Below are 18388 nucleotides of genomic sequence, written 5' to 3'. Positions count from 1 at the left end.
TCAACAGAAGGAATACCGTTTGATTTTTCAGTTAAAATAATATCAGGAGCCTTACGTCAGGAGGAAAATTATAGTGTGGAGAGGGGGTATACGAAAATAAGGATTTTTTTATTACAAAGCAGCATGTGCCCCTTCCCTCTTTTAGTGCTGCATAGCTGGAAACTACCAACCCTGTTGCTTAAATAAAAAACGGGTGTAAGACATCACCTATGTCTTACACCCGAATAAATTTATTACTTACCGGACAATAATCCCTGCTTACTTTTTTCTGTAGGTAGATAAATATATAATCAAGGCTACCGTAATCAGACTGGTACCGGCGATACATACCCCATTCCACTGGGCTACCGACCATACCCACAGGCCAATACCGGAACCGATGGAAGTACCGATAAAACTGGCCGTCATAAACACAGTATTCAGGCGGTTACGCGCTTCCGGCAACAAGGTGTAAATACGCGTCTGGTTAGATACATGTATACCTTGCAGCCCCAGGTCGATGGCGATAATCCCCACAACGATGCCGATGATATTCGTCTGGAAAACATAAAAGAGGAAATAACCGGCAAACAAAAAGATGATACCATACCCAATGGCTATACGCGGATTCTTCTTATCGGCAATACGTCCTACCAAAGGCGCACCTAGCGCACCTGCCGCCGCTGCCAGTCCCATCAGACCAATCTGCTCACTTGTATAGTTAAACGGCTGACCCGATAACAGGAATACCACCGTTGTCCAGAATAATCCAAACATGGCAAAACAGCAGGCATTGATAGCAGAAGCTTCGCGCAGCATTGGCTGCTCCCGGATCAATGTCAGCAAGGATTTCATCAGATCTCCATATGTACCTGCGAAATGCGGTTTGCTCTTCGGAAAGGAAAACAGCATAATCACCACCAGCAATCCGCTGATACCAGCGGCAATCCAGAACATGGCACGCCATCCGAAGTGATGCCCGATAATACCGCTCAACGTACGCGACAGCAGGATGCCCACCAGCAAACCACTCATGATGGTACCAATCACCTTACCCCGACTGGCCGGATCTGATAAATTAGCCGCCAGCGGCAGAATCAGCTGTGGCACTACCGAAGTAAAACCGATGAGTAATCCTGTTACTTTCAGCATGGTAATATTCACGGAGAAACCTGCGGCAATCAGTGCCAGTACAGCGGTCAGGGTCATCACTATAATCTGGCCTTTCCGTTCGAGCTTGTCTCCCAATGGTACACAAAAGAGTAACCCCAGCGCATATCCGATCTGTGTGAAAAAAGTTACCTGCCCGGCATTACTTTCCGACACCCGGAACTCTTCGCTCATCAATACCAGCAAAGGCTGGCTGTAATAGATATTGGCAACGATCAGGCCCGTACACATAGCCATGATCATAATATTCCACTTGCTAAGGACCATAAAATGAAGCTGTTGTTTTAAGCAGGCAAAGATACTTCATTGCAGGAGCTTTTAGGACCGGCATTTATCAGAAAGCGGTAAATTTGTTTTACTTAACTGTTGAACGCTAAAAGCAAGACCATGTTTACAAGTACGAATCCGTTTACGCAGGAAAAGATAGCAGACTATGCAGCGCATACGCCGGAAGAGATCTCGCAAAAGCTGGAACAGGGCCACCAGGCCTATCGCCGGTTGCTGGATATTCCATTGGCGCAACGCCGCACCTGGATGGAACAGGTAGCAGCTTCCCTAAAAAACAATGTCGCGCAGCACGCCGCCCTCATCACACAGGAGATGGGTAAAACATTGAAAGAAGCCAACGCAGAAGTATTGAAGTGTGCGGATGCCGCCTTATACTATGCCACACATATCACCGACATACTGCAAGCCAAACCGGTGGCAGCAGATGCCTATAAAAGCTATATCGCCTACGAACCCAAAGGTATCATCCTGGCGATCATGCCCTGGAACTTTCCCTACTGGCAGGTATTCCGGTTTGCCATTCCCAATATTCTGGCCGGTAACACCGGTTTACTGAAACATGCCGCCAACGTGAGCGGCTGCGCACTGGCTATAGAAAAAGTATTTGTGGATGCAGGATTTCCGGCCGGCACTTTTCAGTCGGTGCTGGTATCTTCCAAAGATATAGAACCGATCATTGCAGATCCCCGCGTACAAGGCGTTACCCTCACCGGCAGCACCCCTGCCGGTAAAAGCGTAGCTGCCCTCGCCGGCAAATACATCAAAAAAACAGTGCTGGAACTGGGCGGCAGCGATCCTTTTATTGTATTAAAGGATGCCGACATTACCGCAGCTGCCAAAACAGCCGTTCAGGGCCGCATGCAGAATGCCGGTCAATCCTGTATTGCCGCCAAACGCTGGATTGTGGAAGCCCCCGTGGTGGCTGAATTTACGGCAGCTGTCAAAACCCTGCTGCTGGAACTGAAACAAGGCGACCCTACTGCCGACAGCACCCGGATGGGACCTATGGCCCGCCCGGATCTGGCAGCCGACCTGGCCAGACAACTGCAGGATACCATCAGCCAGGGTGCTACCCTGGAGTTGGGCGGCACACATGAAGGCTGTAACTTTGCACCTACCCTGCTGAGCGGGGTCACTAATAAAATGACAGCATTCAAAGAAGAAACATTTGGCCCGCTGGCCGTTATCATCACGGCTGCAGATGAGCAGGAAGCGATCGCCCTCGCCAATGAAACCGAATTCGGGCTGGGCGCGGCCATATGGACCAGCGACCTGGATAAGGCAGCACGCCTGGCCACCCAGATAGAAAGTGGCAATGTATTCATCAACGCCATGGTGCGTTCTGATGCACGCCTCCCATTTGGTGGCGTTAAACAATCCGGCTACGGACGGGAATTATCTCTTGAAGGCACGCACGAATTTCTGAATATCAAAACAGTTTACATCCAACAATAACATTCCCGGGACCACTACCGCCGTAACGGTAGCGGTCACCTATCCGGTAATCCGAAAATGCAAATAATGACCACCTCTCTAAAACGCGACCGCTACACTCCCTATATCAGCTTCACCCGTAAAGAGTGGGCAGAAAGAAGCGGGGTTGCTTTATTACAGTTGCAGGACTATGACCTGGAGCAACTGCACGGTATGAATGAACCACTCACACAGGAAGAGATAACCCAGGTATATTTACCACTGGCACACCTGTTGAACCTGCGCGTAACCGCTTCCCAGCAGTTACACAAATCCACCAACAGCTTTTTGGGCAGCCAGGTGGAAAAAGTACCTTATATCATTGGTATTGCCGGTAGCGTGGCCGTTGGTAAAAGCACCACCGCCCGCGTCCTCCAGAAACTACTACAGGCCTGGCCCAACCACCCGCGGGTAGATCTGGTTACCACCGATGGTTTCCTCTATCCCAACAAAATACTGGAAGCCAACGATATCATGAACCGTAAAGGTTTCCCGGAAAGCTATGACATCAAACGCCTGATACACTTCCTGGCAGATGTTAAATCCGGTAAGGAAAGAGTAGCGGCTCCCCTGTATTCTCACCTGGAATACGATGTATTACCCGGAAAATTACAATGGGTGGAACAACCCGATATTGTGATTGTGGAAGGCGTGAATGTATTACAGGTAAGACCACGGCAACACCAGAAAGATCCATCGGTGTTTGTATCCGACTTCTTTGATTTCACCATTTATGTAGATGCGGCAGAGAAAGATATCCGCAAATGGTATATCTCCCGTTTTGAATCCCTGCGGAAAACGGCTTTCCAGAATCCGGATTCTTTTTTCCACCGGTATGCACACCTGTCGGATGCCGCTACCATTGAACTCGCGACACAGATCTGGAATGATATCAATAAACCCAACCTGGAACAGAACATTGCGCCTACCCGTTACCGCGCAGGCCTGATACTGGAAAAAGGACAGCATCATTTTGTACAATCCATTCAATTACGTAAAACCTGAATGGCCGACCTTCAAACCTTACAACAGCAGCTGGCAGCCTTTCTGCCGGCTGCTGACAACAACTGGGAAACATTTGAACGTATCCTGCGCCCGGTGAATTTTAAAGCCGGTGATTACCTGGCCAGCAGCGGCAAGGTGGCAGATGCCATCTATTATATCACCGAAGGCATCGTACGCGTATTCACCCGGCACCAGGAAACAGAGATCAGCATGGACTTCGCCTTTCCTGGTATGTTCACCACTTCCTACGCATCCCTGATCACCCAAACACCCGCGGTCGTAAACCTCCAGGCCGTAACTGCCGTCAGTGGCTATGCTTTTTATTATCCGGACCTGCAACAGCTGTATCAGGTTTCCCATGCTGCGGAAAGAACGGGCAGGATCATCGCAGAACAACAATACCTCCGCAAATACCGGCGGGAACTCTCTTTCCTGCAACATTCCGCGCAGGAACGTTATATGCAGTTACTGGAAGAATATCCTGCTGTGGTGCAACACATTCCCATCAAACAAATAGCCTCCTACCTGGGTATCAAGCCCGAAAGCCTGAGCCGCATCCGCAAAAACCTGCGGAACGCTGATTAACTAACATATGTTAGTTTTACCCGTTGTTAAATACCTGAACTTTGCAGTTATAAAAACATCGTTATGGCTTTTCTATCAGGATTACTCAGCATAGCACTTTTATTATGGGGCGCCGGTCATCTTTTTCATATTCCCTTATTGCAACAACTACCGGATGATGCCCGTATAGCCGCTGCTGTTATGTTCCTGCTCATCGGCACTTTTCATCTCGTGAAACCTAAAAAGCTGACCTATATGATCCGCGGCATGCTGCCTTTCCCCCTTGCGCTGGTCATCGGCACCGGCATCCTGGAAATAGTACTGGGCGCCGGCCTGTTGTTTTCCGGCACACAATACCGGGCTGGTATTGCACTGGTGATCTTATTGGTTGCCATGTTTCCGGCCAATATCCGGGTAGCAGTAAACCAACTGCCACCACCCGGCGGATTGCCTGCAAAGCCCTGGTATACCTGGAGCCGGCTGCTGTTTCAACCGGTATACATTTTATGGATACTATGGGCTATTCATGCTATTTAATACCTTACATTTGGTTTGTTCTCAAAAAACAGATCAATGCGCATACAATTCTTACGTAACGCTACGTTGCTGCTGGAATGGCAAAACAAAAAGATCCTGGTAGACCCCATGCTCTGCGCCAAAGAAAGCCTGGACCCCGTGCCCAATGCTGCCAACAGCCACCGTTTTCCCCTGACAGATTTACCACTGGATGCCACCGCACTCCAGGCCGTACTGGCCTCGTTGGATGCCATCCTGGTGACCCACACCCACCGCGATCACTGGGATGAGGTAGCCCAAACATTGCTGCCCAAACACCTGCCTTTATTTTGCCAGCCTGCTGACGCGGCAAAAATAACCGCACAGGGTTTCACCCATGTGATCCCCATTGAAACCTCCCATCTGTGGGAAAACACCCGGATATCCCGTACAGACGGGCAACATGGTACCGGTGAAATCGGCAAACTCATGGCGCCAGTTTCCGGATTTGTACTGGAAGATGAAGTGCAGACCCTCTACATTGCCGGAGATACCATCTGGTGCGAAGAAGTAAAAGCAGCCATGGATGAATTTACCCCAGACTATGTGGTTGTAAATGCCGGCGCTGCACAGTTTTTACAGGGCGACCCTATCACCATGACCGCGGCAGATGTGATACAAACCATCCAACACCCCGCGCAAAGCAAAGTCATTGCGGTGCATATGGGCGCCGTTAACCACTGCTACCTGACACCGGCACTATTGGCTACTGCCCTCGCAGATGCCGGCGTAAAGGGTATTATCCCTGCACCCGGAGAATGGGTGACAGCGAATTAAAATGATGGTTTTATGATTACGCATGCCACCGTTGGATGGTGTCATGCGTAGTCATAAAAGGAGATCACTGTCACGCGCCTGCTTTACGCAGAAAATCGCACTGGATTTTATAAGATACCTACCTCATTATACGACACACTATTTCCATTCATCAGGAGCGAATGCCATCGCATCCACTCCTGATGTGGCCTATCATCACTTCCGTTCCGCTGATTGCTTACCAGGTGAAGCCGCATCGTCGCAACAGCACCCCGGATGAAGTTACCTCGCCCCTATCAACAGGGCGCATCACACCCATTCATTGATATGTTTTGCACTGCCCATACTGATTTCCCGGGCCGAAATGGTGAAAGAAATCACCATCGGATTTCTGTTTTCATAATCGAAAGCTTCTTCAAACTTTACCAGGTAACCTTCTTTGAACTCCAGTGCTTTCAGTTTAGCGTCGGTATCTCTTTTGTAAAAAGTGATGGTACCATCTTTCCTTTCAAAGTTGTTCACCATCCATTCAAAGAGATCTGTTTTACCGGTAGATTCCACCGTCAGCTTAATTCTGCCACCCCGTGTAATAGCCGAAGGACGGCCGGTAGCATCTGTTTCCTGGCTGAGATCATAGGCAATATGCTGTACATTGTAGGCATTACCGCCGGTTTCAAATACTGCTTTAAAAGACATGTCGGGTTTATTTTTGAGGTTTACAATACATCCATATGAAACAGGGATGATGACCAATACCATCACCGCTCCTGTAAAAATTTATTCCATCAAATATTTATCAATAAAGACATTACGGGATACGGCTGTTCAGCAATAACATTTGCCGGCAATTATCCAGATCCCTGCCCCTGGCTTCCAGCCGGGTATTCAGGTCAGTGATCTGCTCTTTCAATGCGGCCATGCTTTCCTGTACCTGTTGCAATTCCCGCAACTGCTGTTTGCATTGCAACAAAGACAAACATTGCTGAATAATATCATCATATAACCCATAGGCAGCAACCTTGTCTTTCGGAATACTGTTACGCATCTCTGCCAACAGGCGGGCCACTACCTGATCGGCATAAACCGCCTGCTGGCCAGGCAACTGCAGGGTATCCAGGAGCTGTTTTACTTTACCCAACTGCTGTACAAATTGCTCCTGGAAAGTTTTTTCCTGCTGATGTGTGAACAGATTCCTGCGCAGCAGTTTATTTTCGTTGATGGGTACCTGGTAGTTAAAGAATACTGCCAGCAGTAACAATCCTGTTGTCATCATAAAAAATACCAGGAACCAGAGAAAGGCCACTGTACGTTCCCGGCTGTTTAATGCCTGCATGTAATTACGGTATGAATGGGTTAACAAATATGGTAGCTGCTACTTCCGGTATATCAATCCGTGAAAAACCATTTTTGGGTGGTATGTTTTTTCACATATTCCGTATCTGCTGCTGTTGCTTCTTTTACGAAAATATTATTGTCGGGCCGGCGGCCAATATAATCAAGTTGACACAAACCCGTAAACAATCCGTCTATGGCTTGTACAAAAGTGCCTACTACCTGCAGGCAGGCCTGTATATCCTGATGCTGATAAGACAGGTTGGCACAATTGATCAGCAGGGTGTCCAGTTCTCCCTGTCGCAATGCACCCCACGCTGCAAAGTAGTTCAGTAATTCTTCCTTGCCGGCGCCGGCACGCTGATCGATGGCATTTTTCATGGTACGCGCCAGGCTGACAATGATCTCCGCCAACTGGGCCGGCGACTGCTGTAAGGCCAGCCACCGGAATGGTGTGATCCGGTTTCCCAGAAATTGCAACAGTTTTTCGGTGATGTACAACACTACCTGCGCCACGTCTTGCTGCTGCTGTTTGCCGTAAATCTTTTGCACGATATGTACACAATTCAGTTCCAGGCGCCCCAGCAACTGATCCAGTTCATCGAACCAGTCTATCAATACCGGATGTGCGCTGATCGTATGGCAAGGCGGAATATAATGTTCATCCAGCCGCGGGCTCCCATCGGTCACTGTGATTTTCGCCAGCACCAATTCGTAGTAGCCTGGCTGTTCCTGTATCAATCCGGAAGCCGGTATGATATACAACTGATACGCCGGTACCGCGAAGGGCAGGCGTGGCGGATCTTCTGCCGGTGAAGGTTCTCCACAGGGCTGGCGGTTAAAGGGATCCATCCGGATCATGAGATAGTAGGCAGCAGCAGTATCCTGTGGATCCCGGGCATAAATAACTTCCGGACAGGGAGTAGCACATGCCGGTATTTCAATACGGCCACCACCGGGCGTCACGGCATGACAAATCATTACCTTCACCCGCCACTGTTCCTGGTTATCGGCTGCCAGCCAGCAACGCAGCGAAGTTTTATCTGCGCCGCCGGCAGGCAGCAAACCATAATTTCCCGCATGCAGCCGACAGGCAAACGTATCGCGGATCAGGTCCAGCATTGCATTTTCTGTATCGACAAAATGCTGCCTGCTTAGTTTCATTCCATCTATCCAGTTGACCGGAAAATATTTTAAAGGTGCTGCCATCATCTTGTTTTCAGGAAATGATATTGCTGGTGCAAATGATCACACTGTTTTCTTTGATCCCGTTCATAAATACGGCCTTATCCGGGTCCAGTACTTTCGATATCCATCGCCAGCGTGACTTCCGGTAAAACACCCAGCTGCAGGGATGTCCGTTATGATCGGCATATGCAATGGGGGTATCCGGATACCGTTCGTTATAATCATTGATAAAATGATAAAACAGGTCGCCAAGGTCCATCTTTACAGGTGTGCGGGCCCTGAAATAGGTAGGGGTATGATCTGTTTGTTTTTTCTTCATTTCAAATCCGATTACAATCAGCTCTTTCATATATGCTTCCGGCATCACCGGTACCTCCTGGTGTAACGGATAGATCCACCCTTTATATATTTTAGGGGGCAGGATGAGCATCTTCTCAAAAGTTTTATACACAAACACAGGACATACAAACGGCAATAAACTGGTGAGCATCGGGTAATATGGCAGGGGAGCCTGTACCAGTAAACGATTTACCAACATCATCCCGGCTCCGCCAGCCAACAGGATCACCCCCATTACCGCCAGTTCGGATAACAGCGTAGTATGATCCGCCTTGAATCGGGTATACATCATGTAAACATGTACGATGCCTAATCCGAGCAAACCACTTTCACACCAGGCATACCGATGCAGCTCCGGGGTATGGCGCGGCAGTAGGGCTACACTACCGATAGCTACACATAGTACGATCATACACAGCTGATAGCGGATCATTCTTTTGCCGGCTGTGGAAAAATGTGACAGGTATCTGCCGGTTACCTGGGTCAGTAAAAGCCCGGCCACCAGGATGCCGGCGGGTATCAAACAAGAGATGGTCATATCGTTCATATACTTAAACAGATTTATCAGCACTTATATTCACAGGTAACCTGTATATCCTATCCTGACTGGTATGGACGCCTTATCAGCCAACCGGGTTTCCTGCTCATTTACCAAAGGTTCCAGCCGGGTATCCACCATTGCAGCTACGGAAAAAAGATAGTCATAACAAATAACCAGCAAACGTCCGTAGGGCTTATCTGGCAGGTATTCGTACAGCCTTTCCCGTGATAACGGGCCTATCGTAACCATGATCCGGGAAATAGCAGTATAAAAAGCAGCCCCCACCACACTATCCCTTCCCAATACGCATTTACCTAACGCTGCAGCATGATCGGAAGAGACCAGCTGCAGACTATTCTCGTGTATTACCTGTACTTTTTCCCGTAGTATATATTGCAAACAGGATTGTGCCTGCGATATATTACCTGCTATCCCATGCAGGTACGGTAGTAATGGTATCAACCGTTCCAGGGCCCCGGCAGGCAGATCAGCAGGTAGTTCCCAGAAAGCAGTTAGCCAGGCTGGCACCAGTTTCCCGGCAATACTGCACAATACTTTTTTCTCATATTGTTCCAACAGTACCTGCTGCAGAAAAAATTCGTTTTCAAAAGGCTGAAAGAAAAGCCGGGCTTGTTGCTGTTCCTGTTGTTGTTGCCGGTAGTATGCAATGGGCGTTCTTACATTTTCCGCTGCTGATGGCCGGAGAGAAAATTCATGAAACACGCCTTCCGGCAAACGATCATACATCCCGTCGCGGGAAAGTAATAACGTAATAAACGGTTGATGAGCCGATGCATGATCCAGTCTTGCCTGTAAAACATCCGGACTGAATGATCGGGTAAATACACTCATGGGTTGCACCATGATTTCCGTTTCCTGCAACAGCTGCTCCAGCAGGTCACCTGCTATCACTTCTGCCCTTATATCATAACGAAAATTTTTCAGGCAATGCACAATCGCTTCCAGCACCACGGCCCTCCGGGTGTTGTTTTCCATGCAATATTTAATTCAGTTTTTTGCTCAGCGATCTGCTGAATAGTTTGCATAACAATCTGTCATTGATGGTTGGTTTATCCGGGTTAACATTACTGTACAAAAATAGTATTTTACATTTATTCGCGATTTATTTTTTTTTGTTAACTTAGAAAAAGATGACCCACGGAGCTTGCGTTGTTATTCCCAAAGATAACCACCTCACAAAAACCTGAAAAACCAATGGCTCTCCGTAATTCTGAAAGCGAATACCTGGTAAATACACGCCATCTCCGGCCTCACATTATCCGTTATACAGATCCCCTGGTATGGTATACATTTTTCTTTTTTCTGCTGGCAAGTCTGATCCTGCTTGGCTTTCAGCTGACTATCCCGGAAGACTGTACGCTTACAACCATCCGGATCCGGCAGGAACAATCCATTCACCAATCGGCTTACACAACTGATGCGGTGATCACCTTTTATGCCAACAGAACGGATGCTAACGTTAACGATTATACGTGGAATTTCAATGATTCCAGTCAGGTCGTCACCGGATCTCCGGTATATCATATTTTTCACCATCCAGGCCACTACACGGTGACCTTATCTCATAACTCCTGTAGCTGGACAAAAGATATTATTATCACACCGCCTGTTGAAAAAGCAGCAGCTCCCTCCCCTGTTATCTGGCCGGTGATAGAAGGTCCCGCAACGGTATTTGCAGGCAGCCCGGTCACCTTTCGCAATAAAACACCAGGGGCTATCAGCTGGCAATGGCAGCTGGTACAGGATAACGTTGTCAGTTATACCCAGGCTACTTTCACCTGCACCTTTACCACGCCTGGCGAAAAAATAGTATCGCTGATGATCAACGGCGACACCGCCCATCTGGTAACGAAAAAGATTACGGTATATCCGGCACGTGCGGTTCCATCAAAGGAAAAACAACGGGTTCTCCCGCTTCCGCCCCCACCGGTCATTCCTGCTATGCCTCCTCCGATTCTTCCCACCGTAGCGGAAGCGCCCCCGATATCAGCAGACGATTTCCGCAGCCTGTTAGTGCAGGTCATCAACAAAGAAAAAAGTACGGCAGACTTCCTGCCCTATCTCTGTAATAACCTGGCCATCAGCGTGACGCTGAATGACAAAGAAACAGCTGCCTTCTCCCATTTCTGTGCCCGCATTTATGGCAAAAAGAAACTCCATATCACAAAGGTTTATTTGCTGAAAGATGACCATGGCTGTGTGACTGCCATCAGGATTACCTACGACCGAAAAAAATTACTGGGTATTTTTTAAACGACTAACATGCAGGGAAAATACTATGCACTCCCCATACGGTTTGCCGCACTATTACAGCAAAAAGAACTGCCGGGGCTTTCTCCGGAGGCAGCGATCGCGCAACACCTCCATCTCCTGATTACAACCGTACCAGGAGAAAATAAAGCAGATCCGCATTATGGCTGCCAATGGTGGGAACATGATTTCGACATCAAAGCAGCGGACCACACGATCAAAGAACAAATAGAAACGGCTGTCTGCAACGCCATTAAACACTATGAAAAACGGCTTTCACAGCTGACTGTCACCGCGGAGGTACAGGAGGAAGAAGTTTTTTCCGCTACCGCCGGCTATAAAATGAAAAAGAAAATCCGGCTTACCATCACGGGCGCTATTGTGATGAACAATCATCCTTTTCAATACAGCAGCAGCTTCTATATCAGCCCACTCTCCTATGACTGATCATTTCACCATTATATGCAAATGAACCATACACACATAAAAGCCCGGCTGCTGAAAACAGCGGCCCGCCTGTGGGGGTATCCGGATACGGCCATCGCCACCTCCTTTGATCCGATAGTACAATTATTACTGGAAGCCTGCGCTACAGAACTGGAAAAGATTACCGAAGCGGCCACGGTCTCACAGGGGCGCCTGCTGGAACAACTGGCACAGCTCCTGCTGCCAGCTCCGGTGATCAACAGCGAACCAGCTGCCGGTATCCTACACGCTATGCCAGCAGCCACCATTACCGATCTTCCGGCGGATCACCCTTTCGTTTATCCGGCGGCAACGGAGCAGCTACCCGATCTCTTTTTTGCGCCGCTGACTGCACAACGGTTATTCCCTGCACATATACAATACCTGGTTATCGGCAACCAGGTATTCACCACCCGGGACTACTGCTACAAAACGCCCCTGCTCACCGGAACATCTCTCCCGGATATACCCTCTAATGACCTGTGGCTCGGCCTGTCGGTAACTACGCCATTTTCATCGCTCGCAGGTATGTCTTTTTTCTTCGATCTGCGCAGTGTATCTCAACAAACCTTGTTTTACCACCACCTTCCGCTTACCCGTTTTTTTCTGGACGACCAGGAGCTGCCGGTTACTGCCGAATACGCGCCTGCTGTTACCAAAACCGGGGAATTATCAGACATCATAACGGATACGTACACACGCTATACACAACACATACGCCAACGCTTTAGGCATCATTTCCTGACGATCCTGGATGGCGCCTTACCCGCCACGATCACCACACCACCTGTTTTAAAAAAACTATTCGGTACCGATATCAGCCAGCTGGATGCCGACATACAATGGATCAGGGTGGCCTTTCCGGCCGCAATCCCCGTATATCAGCTGGAATCGCTGTATTGCAGCATCAACTGTTTCCCGGTGATCAACATCAAAAGAAATGAACAATCTCATCGACTACAACCCTACCTGAACATACTGCCCCTGCAAACACCGGATAGCTTCTTTGCCATCAAAAGTATCCGCGATACCAATCATACAGACTACCAGCTGCATACCGCTACTACATCCGGAAACCCCAGAGCAGGCACATTTATCGTACGGCACGGCGGCGTTGGTCGTTTCGATTCCCGTACAGCCAAAGTGATGCTGGCTTCTCTCCTGGAAGTAATACGTGATGAAAGTGCCTTGTTTGAAGCGGTAAAAAATGAGGTAGTATCCAGTAGGTTGCAGGAAATCTATCAGCTGCTCACCTCACTGGAAACCCAGGTACCACCGGATATACTCCGGGAGGAAATACCTTATGTGATGCTGCAACCCAACCATCAGGCAGGCTATCTGTTCCTGGAGTTTTACACCACCAACGGAACTGCCGCCAATCATATCCGGATGGGCAGCCAGCTAAAGGAATACAGCCATCTCCTGACTATCCCCCATAGTATTACATTACTGACTACTACACAGGGAGGAAAAAACAGGATGACCGGCGAAGAGAAAATAAATGTTTTCCGCGCAGCTTTATTATCCCGTGAGCGGATTGTTACAACAGCTGATATCAAAGCTTTATGCCGGGTTATTTTTGGAGATATTATGCGAATCGTCACCGTAGAAAAAGGTATCACCATACAGCCCGGTATACACGCAGGTTACAGCCGTACGATAGATATCCGCATTACATTACAACAGCCGGCGGCCCATTATGCAGCAACAGATATACAGTATATGAAAACAACCCTGTTGCTGCAACTGGCAGAAAAATCGGTACAGACATTTCCTTATCGGGTCTTTATCAATGACGTATGCGGCTAAAGACCTCTTGTGCTGTTACCCCTGGCTGCTACACAATCATAACCCGGCTCACCTTAAAGCGTATAATGCAACCGCCACCCAACTATTTTACCCATATCGCCAACAGGCATGATCGCTGGCTGTCATGATAAAACACGAATGGCATATGTTCCGCCACTGTCAATCATCAAGATTGCCGTTACGATCATCAGTCCTACCGTCGGTACAAATAGGCACTTACCGGATGCTTAATAATCACTCATATAGGCCGTTAAAAGCGCCGCTGCTGCCAACACCAACCCAGGCGCAGCGGTGCACATTATGACGACGTATCCTGTTCATAAACCGTATCCCAATCCGTTGTTTCTTCTCCTTTCTGTCCCTCCATTTTAATAAGAAAGTTTTTAGCCGGGAAGTAAGGTTTCAGGTGAATATCCAGGTGGATACGATCTTTCTGCCGGGCATCCTGTTCAAAACGGCGAATGCTGAAATCCTCGATTAGTTTATCCGGCCCCGTGATACTATCCAGGAAACGGATGATTTGTTTCATGAGGTCTTTGCGGGTATTGGCGTTAAAGTTTTCAAACGCCCGCCGGTTCAGAAAATCCATCAGTACCTTGGTTACATAATCAAATACGCGGACCACAGAATAGGTTTGCAAACCGGGATTATCTCCGTTGAACAACGTTTTTGCGCTGAACGCCATGACTTTCCCATATTCTTTTACCATGGGAATCAATCCCATTTTTTCCAGGCTGGCAATCTCACTTTTTTTCAGTTCGAACTTAACGCCATCCACCTCATTCATGCCACCAAATTTTTTACCGGCGGTTACCTGCGACATCAGCGTATGATAGATTTTTCCGGCCAGGGCACCGGATGGCGGTACATACAGGTGTTCCGCCTCACCGGCTTCGGGCAGCCTGCCACGCCCTACCAGCCAATTACAAGCCATGATCACATTGGAGCGGTGAATTTCACCACCGGTCAGGTTAGCCGTTTCAAACATCTCCATCACGTCGTCCGGCGCATCCAGGTGTGCAAAATCAGTGATCAGCAGCACTTTATTTTCATGTGCAATCTTTGCCCATTTTTCCAATACCCTGTTGGAGCCCAGGTAACCGGAAATAACCAGCAGGCTGTAATTACCGCGCAGATCGAGACGATCATAATTATTCACCAGGGTAGCTTGTATCGCATCAATAAACCGGGTGTTATCCAGGTCTTTCAGTTGTTCCGGTGCGACGTTGATGAAGGACACATTTTTCACTTTGTCTGCCGACGCATTTTTAAAGAACAACGCCACATTGCGGTAAGCCTGTTCCAGTGCATGCGTGGCCGTTATAGCGGTAGCCAGATTAGCAGACAATATCTGTTCTGCTTCCATGGCCCGGGCCTGGCAAAAGGCGGCCATGGCGGGCAACTCCGCGACGGCCAATAGTACTTTTTCCCACAGCGATAGGGTTTTCCGGAGTTGATCCCGTTCTTCTTTTTTGCTGGTTTCGGTGAGAAAAATATTCCGGCGCGCCCTGCGTTCCGGGTTTAAATTCTGTGTACCTGCGATGGTCGTTTCCAGCAATTCAAAACCGCCGTACTTTGCCAGCTCCGTTGTATACCGGAGGGCAGTGGTGGCTGGTTGTTGCGTATCTTGTTTTTTTTCGGGAGATAACATAATCGATGAAATGAAGATTGCGAAAAAGGAATCGGATACTATCGGGGTTGCAGCTCCTGCAACAAGCACTGAATGGTGGCCAGCATCGCTTTTCGGGCAGCAGGATCTGCCAGCGCTGCCTGCAGGATTTTGTTGGTTTGTAGTTGTTGCATGATTTTCAGGTATTGTTCTTTTTCAGCAGACAGGTCGCGCAGAAAATCACTTTGCGCCGTCATACCTTTTACCCCAAAATCACCCAGGTGATGAAATGCCAGCGTTTCTACCACCGTTTGTCCGGCTGCATCCTGAAAATCTACCTGCACGGTGGGGCTGTAGTGTTGAAAGACCCCTTCCACGGAAGTAAGGCCTTCTACCACCACTGGTTTTACCGGTGCTTGCGGCGTGAGTTTTTCGGCAAACAGGGTACGGTTCTGCGAGATATCCGCCATCGCTTCGCTGGCGTCCGGCCGCACTTCCGTGCCGCCAATACCATAATGATCATTCATTTTATTTGCATGTTTGATTTCCGGAAGTATTGTCTGCTGCATTTTCCAGGTGCCACACGGGTTGTTCTTCCTTTATATCCAGGAAGATGGCCATTTGTTCCTGCAGGCTGCCTTCGAGCAGCATACGGGACAATGGCTGCTGCAGCCGGCGGCGGATCACTTCCTGCAGCGGCCGTACGCCGAATTGCGGTGAATATCCCTGCTGCGACAGGTATTCCCGGGCGGCAGCGGTTACCTGCAGCGTGATTCCCTGTTGTTGCAACTGGTATTGCAAAGGCTGCAACTGTATATCCAATATCTGTCTGATGTTGGCCAGCTGCACCGGATGAAAGGGAATGATGGATGTCAGTCTGCCTAAAAACTCCGGCCTGAAATGACCGGCCAGCATTTCCCGGAGTGCATGATCTGTGAGCAGTACATTTTGCTGAAAGGATTCGGTGATTAATGCACTTCCTATATTGGAAGTAAATAAAATCAGGGCGTGGGAGAAGTCGCCCACCTGTCCATGTCTGTCATGCAATGTTCCTTCATCCATGATCTGCAGGAAAATATCAAATATGGCCGGATGTGCTTTTTCTATTTCATCAAACAATACTACAGCATATGGTTGCCGGCGTATTTTATTTATCAGCAGGCCGCCGGCTTCATATCCTACATATCCTGGTGGCGCGCCGCAAAGCAGCGCCACGGTGTGCGCTTCTTTAAATGCCGACATATCAAAACGGATCAGGCAATGTTCATCGCGGAACAGGCCATCTGCCAGCGCTTTGGCCAGGGCTGTTTTGCCGGTGCCGGTAGGCCCGGTAAAGAAAAAAGAGGCGATCGGTTTTCCAGGATTGCCCAGGCCTGCTCTGGAGGCGAGTATGGCATCCGTTACTTCTTTTATGGCATGATCCTGCCCGATGACCCGCCGGCGTAAGTTTGTTTCCAGTTGCAGCAGGCGGCCTTTTTCGTTGGTTTGTATTTTCCCTGCGGGAATACCCGTGCTGGCAGCTACCACTGTCGCCAGGTCTGCGGGGGTAATGGTGGCTTGCTTTATCCGGGTGTATCCTCCTAATTCTTCCAGCAGCGCCTGTAGTTGTTGTGGCAGGTGGGCTTGATTGGCTTGATCCTGAATGGTAGCAGCTACGGTAGATTTCCCTGTCAACAGGGGCCCTAGCTGTTGTAATACCCGCCGGTAAAACCATGCCCATTCTGCAGCAGCCGGCGCGGCGCGTGCCAGCAGTAAGGCCAGTTCCTGCTGCAGTTCCTCCAACAGGTGTTCGCAGGTTTCCTGCATCACCTGCACTGCTGCCAGCGTACGGTCGATCAGGCGCAGGGCACTATCCGGCAAACATCGCTCTTGTTGATACCGATTCGCTAAACGCACGGCTTCGTGTATACTTTCCTGTGATACTGCCAGGGAATAACCGGCAGTATAGGCAGGCAAGACAGCAGTGATCATCCGAACAGCCAGCGGTTCATCCGGCGCAGCGAGTGTTATGCTATCAAAATAAAACAACCATTGCCTGTGCGGGGCAATCTGTTGTCGAAAACCTTCTGGGGTAACGGTACCAATCAATATCACCGTTGTTTTTCCCGTCCATGTTTTTATCACCCGGAGCATATCGCCTGCCGTGATTTTTTCTGACAGCAGGTGCAGGTCATCTATGAAAAGCAACAAATTGCCAGTGGTCATCAGTGGCGATATGGCCTGCAGCAGCTGTGTTTCCGGTGCAGCAGTAGTAGATGCCGCGAGGAAAGTAGTGCTGTCCAGTATATACAAGCTCATTTTTTGCAGTGCCAGGGGTACCCGGTGTTCCAGGATTGCCCGGGCCAGCCCGGCTGCCAGCGAGGTTTTTCCCACACCGCCGCCGCCGGTGATCAATACATGCGGCCGATGTTGGCGGCTGATGAGTGCAATGATTTCCTGCAATGCGCCCTCTCTCCCAACAACCGGCGGCAGCTGGTCGCGTAAGGAAATATCGGTCAGACAACGCAGGTAGGGCAACGCTGTTGTTCCGGTATTTTTCATATAACCGTTGTCGTTATCTTCCGGATATAATCCAGTTTCCTGCTGCAGCATAGTTATCAGCCGGGGCCGGGTAAGGGGTAGTGTTGCCAGCTGTTCCCGCGGAAAAGCAACACCGGGTGTACACAAAGCAATCAGTATCCGCCAGCCGGCTGCGGTCAGTGGATTTATTTCCGTGGCTACCAGCGTTGCCTCCTGCAATACTGCCTTCGCAGTAGCATCTGCCGTTGGCTCCGGCGATGCGTCCGTAGTATATGGCAGTTCCTGCAGGCGTATGGTAGCCCACTCTTCCAGGTACGACACATCTATACCAGCCTGGTGTAAAGCCGGCAGTAATCCGGCTGCACGATGGATACAGGCACACATTAAGTGAGCAGCAGTATAATGAAAATGATGATAGTCTTTGGCGAGTGTGCCGGCAATATAAACAATGGTTTGCACGTCACTGCCGGGCATATTTAATACTGACAGGGCCATCTGGAGGAATGGTGGTTTTTCGGATCGGG

The 18388-nt window shown here is 49.2% G+C and carries 17 protein-coding genes; 8 read left to right on the top strand and 9 right to left on the bottom strand.

What is annotated here, in order from left to right; all coding sequences use genetic code 11:
- Window positions 1-258 precede the first annotated feature (258 nt).
- The gene (locus OL444_RS10400; RefSeq protein ID WP_264733275.1) at window positions 259-1386 is read right to left on the bottom strand and encodes an MFS transporter; all 1128 of its coding nucleotides are present in this window, start codon (window positions 1384-1386) and stop codon (window positions 259-261) included.
- Between the two features lie 150 nt (window positions 1387-1536).
- Here OL444_RS10400 and OL444_RS10395 point away from each other — a divergent pair, with 150 nt between their 5' ends.
- From OL444_RS10395 to OL444_RS10375, 5 genes are all read left to right on the top strand, one after another.
- Window positions 1537-2892, top strand: a complete 1356-nt coding sequence (locus OL444_RS10395) for an NAD-dependent succinate-semialdehyde dehydrogenase (RefSeq protein ID WP_264733276.1) — start codon at window positions 1537-1539, stop codon at window positions 2890-2892.
- Window positions 2893-2958: 66 nt separating this feature from the next.
- Window positions 2959-3915: a type I pantothenate kinase gene (gene coaA / locus OL444_RS10390; protein ID WP_264733277.1), complete on the top strand. Its 957-nt coding sequence runs from the start codon at window positions 2959-2961 to the stop codon at window positions 3913-3915.
- A complete protein-coding gene (locus OL444_RS10385; RefSeq protein ID WP_264733278.1) occupies window positions 3916-4500 on the top strand; it encodes a Crp/Fnr family transcriptional regulator in 585 nt (194 codons plus the stop codon). It abuts the gene before it with no gap.
- A 63-nt stretch (window positions 4501-4563) separates the two neighbouring features.
- Window positions 4564-5016 carry a DoxX family protein gene (locus OL444_RS10380; protein ID WP_264733279.1) on the top strand — a complete coding sequence of 151 codons (453 nt, stop codon included), beginning with the start codon at window positions 4564-4566 and terminating at the stop codon, window positions 5014-5016.
- Between the two features lie 36 nt (window positions 5017-5052).
- Window positions 5053-5811, top strand: coding sequence for an MBL fold metallo-hydrolase (locus tag OL444_RS10375; RefSeq protein WP_264733280.1), 759 nt, complete (start codon window positions 5053-5055; stop codon window positions 5809-5811).
- A 288-nt stretch (window positions 5812-6099) separates the two neighbouring features.
- Here the strand turns inward: OL444_RS10375 and tssD are convergent, their stop codons facing one another.
- The 5 genes from tssD to OL444_RS10350 all read right to left on the bottom strand — a co-directional run bounded on the left by tssD (window position 6100) and on the right by OL444_RS10350 (window position 10186).
- Window positions 6100-6486 carry a type VI secretion system tube protein TssD gene (tssD, locus tag OL444_RS10370; protein WP_264733281.1) on the bottom strand — a complete coding sequence of 129 codons (387 nt, stop codon included), beginning with the start codon at window positions 6484-6486 and terminating at the stop codon, window positions 6100-6102.
- A 112-nt stretch (window positions 6487-6598) separates the two neighbouring features.
- Window positions 6599-7123 (bottom strand): type VI secretion system TssO, encoded by a 525-nt coding sequence (gene tssO / locus OL444_RS10365; RefSeq protein WP_264733282.1) that lies wholly within the window; start codon window positions 7121-7123, stop codon window positions 6599-6601.
- 53 nt (window positions 7124-7176) lie between these two features.
- Window positions 7177-8331 (bottom strand): type VI secretion system baseplate subunit TssK, encoded by a 1155-nt coding sequence (gene tssK, locus OL444_RS10360; protein ID WP_264733283.1) that lies wholly within the window; start codon window positions 8329-8331, stop codon window positions 7177-7179.
- 10 nt (window positions 8332-8341) lie between these two features.
- Window positions 8342-9196 carry a TssN family type VI secretion system protein gene (locus OL444_RS10355; RefSeq protein WP_264733284.1) on the bottom strand — a complete coding sequence of 285 codons (855 nt, stop codon included), beginning with the start codon at window positions 9194-9196 and terminating at the stop codon, window positions 8342-8344.
- 30 nt (window positions 9197-9226) lie between these two features.
- Window positions 9227-10186: a type VI secretion system baseplate subunit TssG gene (locus OL444_RS10350; RefSeq protein WP_264733285.1), complete on the bottom strand. Its 960-nt coding sequence runs from the start codon at window positions 10184-10186 to the stop codon at window positions 9227-9229.
- 219 nt (window positions 10187-10405) lie between these two features.
- On the opposite strand from OL444_RS10350, the gene OL444_RS10345 reads away from it, so the two are divergent.
- From OL444_RS10345 to OL444_RS10335, 3 genes are read left to right on the top strand one after another with little or no spacing between them, the layout of a single operon-like run.
- Entirely contained in the window at window positions 10406-11464 is a 1059-nt protein-coding gene (locus tag OL444_RS10345) for a PKD domain-containing protein (protein WP_264733286.1), read from the top strand.
- Window positions 11465-11473: 9 nt separating this feature from the next.
- Complete coding sequence (locus OL444_RS10340) at window positions 11474-11908, top strand: GPW/gp25 family protein (protein ID WP_264733287.1); 435 nt, start codon at window positions 11474-11476, stop codon at window positions 11906-11908.
- A 21-nt stretch (window positions 11909-11929) separates the two neighbouring features.
- The gene (locus tag OL444_RS10335; protein ID WP_264733288.1) at window positions 11930-13735 is read left to right on the top strand and encodes a glycosyltransferase family protein; all 1806 of its coding nucleotides are present in this window, start codon (window positions 11930-11932) and stop codon (window positions 13733-13735) included.
- 298 nt (window positions 13736-14033) lie between these two features.
- Here the strand turns inward: OL444_RS10335 and OL444_RS10330 are convergent, their stop codons facing one another.
- The 3 genes from OL444_RS10330 to OL444_RS10320 are packed head-to-tail and all read right to left on the bottom strand — an operon-like array spanning window position 14034 to window position 18359.
- Window positions 14034-15386, bottom strand: a complete 1353-nt coding sequence (locus tag OL444_RS10330) for a DUF5458 family protein (RefSeq protein ID WP_264733289.1) — start codon at window positions 15384-15386, stop codon at window positions 14034-14036.
- A gap of 38 nt (window positions 15387-15424) precedes the next feature.
- Window positions 15425-15871 (bottom strand): hypothetical protein, encoded by a 447-nt coding sequence (locus OL444_RS10325; RefSeq protein ID WP_264733290.1) that lies wholly within the window; start codon window positions 15869-15871, stop codon window positions 15425-15427.
- 1 nt (window position 15872) lies between these two features.
- Entirely contained in the window at window positions 15873-18359 is a 2487-nt protein-coding gene (locus tag OL444_RS10320; RefSeq protein WP_264733291.1) for an AAA family ATPase, read from the bottom strand.
- Window positions 18360-18388 lie beyond the last annotated feature (29 nt).

It is taken from the genome of Chitinophaga nivalis, assembly GCF_025989125.1.
Taxonomy (GTDB): domain Bacteria; phylum Bacteroidota; class Bacteroidia; order Chitinophagales; family Chitinophagaceae; genus Chitinophaga; species Chitinophaga nivalis.
This window is presented reverse-complemented; position numbering and strand designations above follow the sequence as displayed.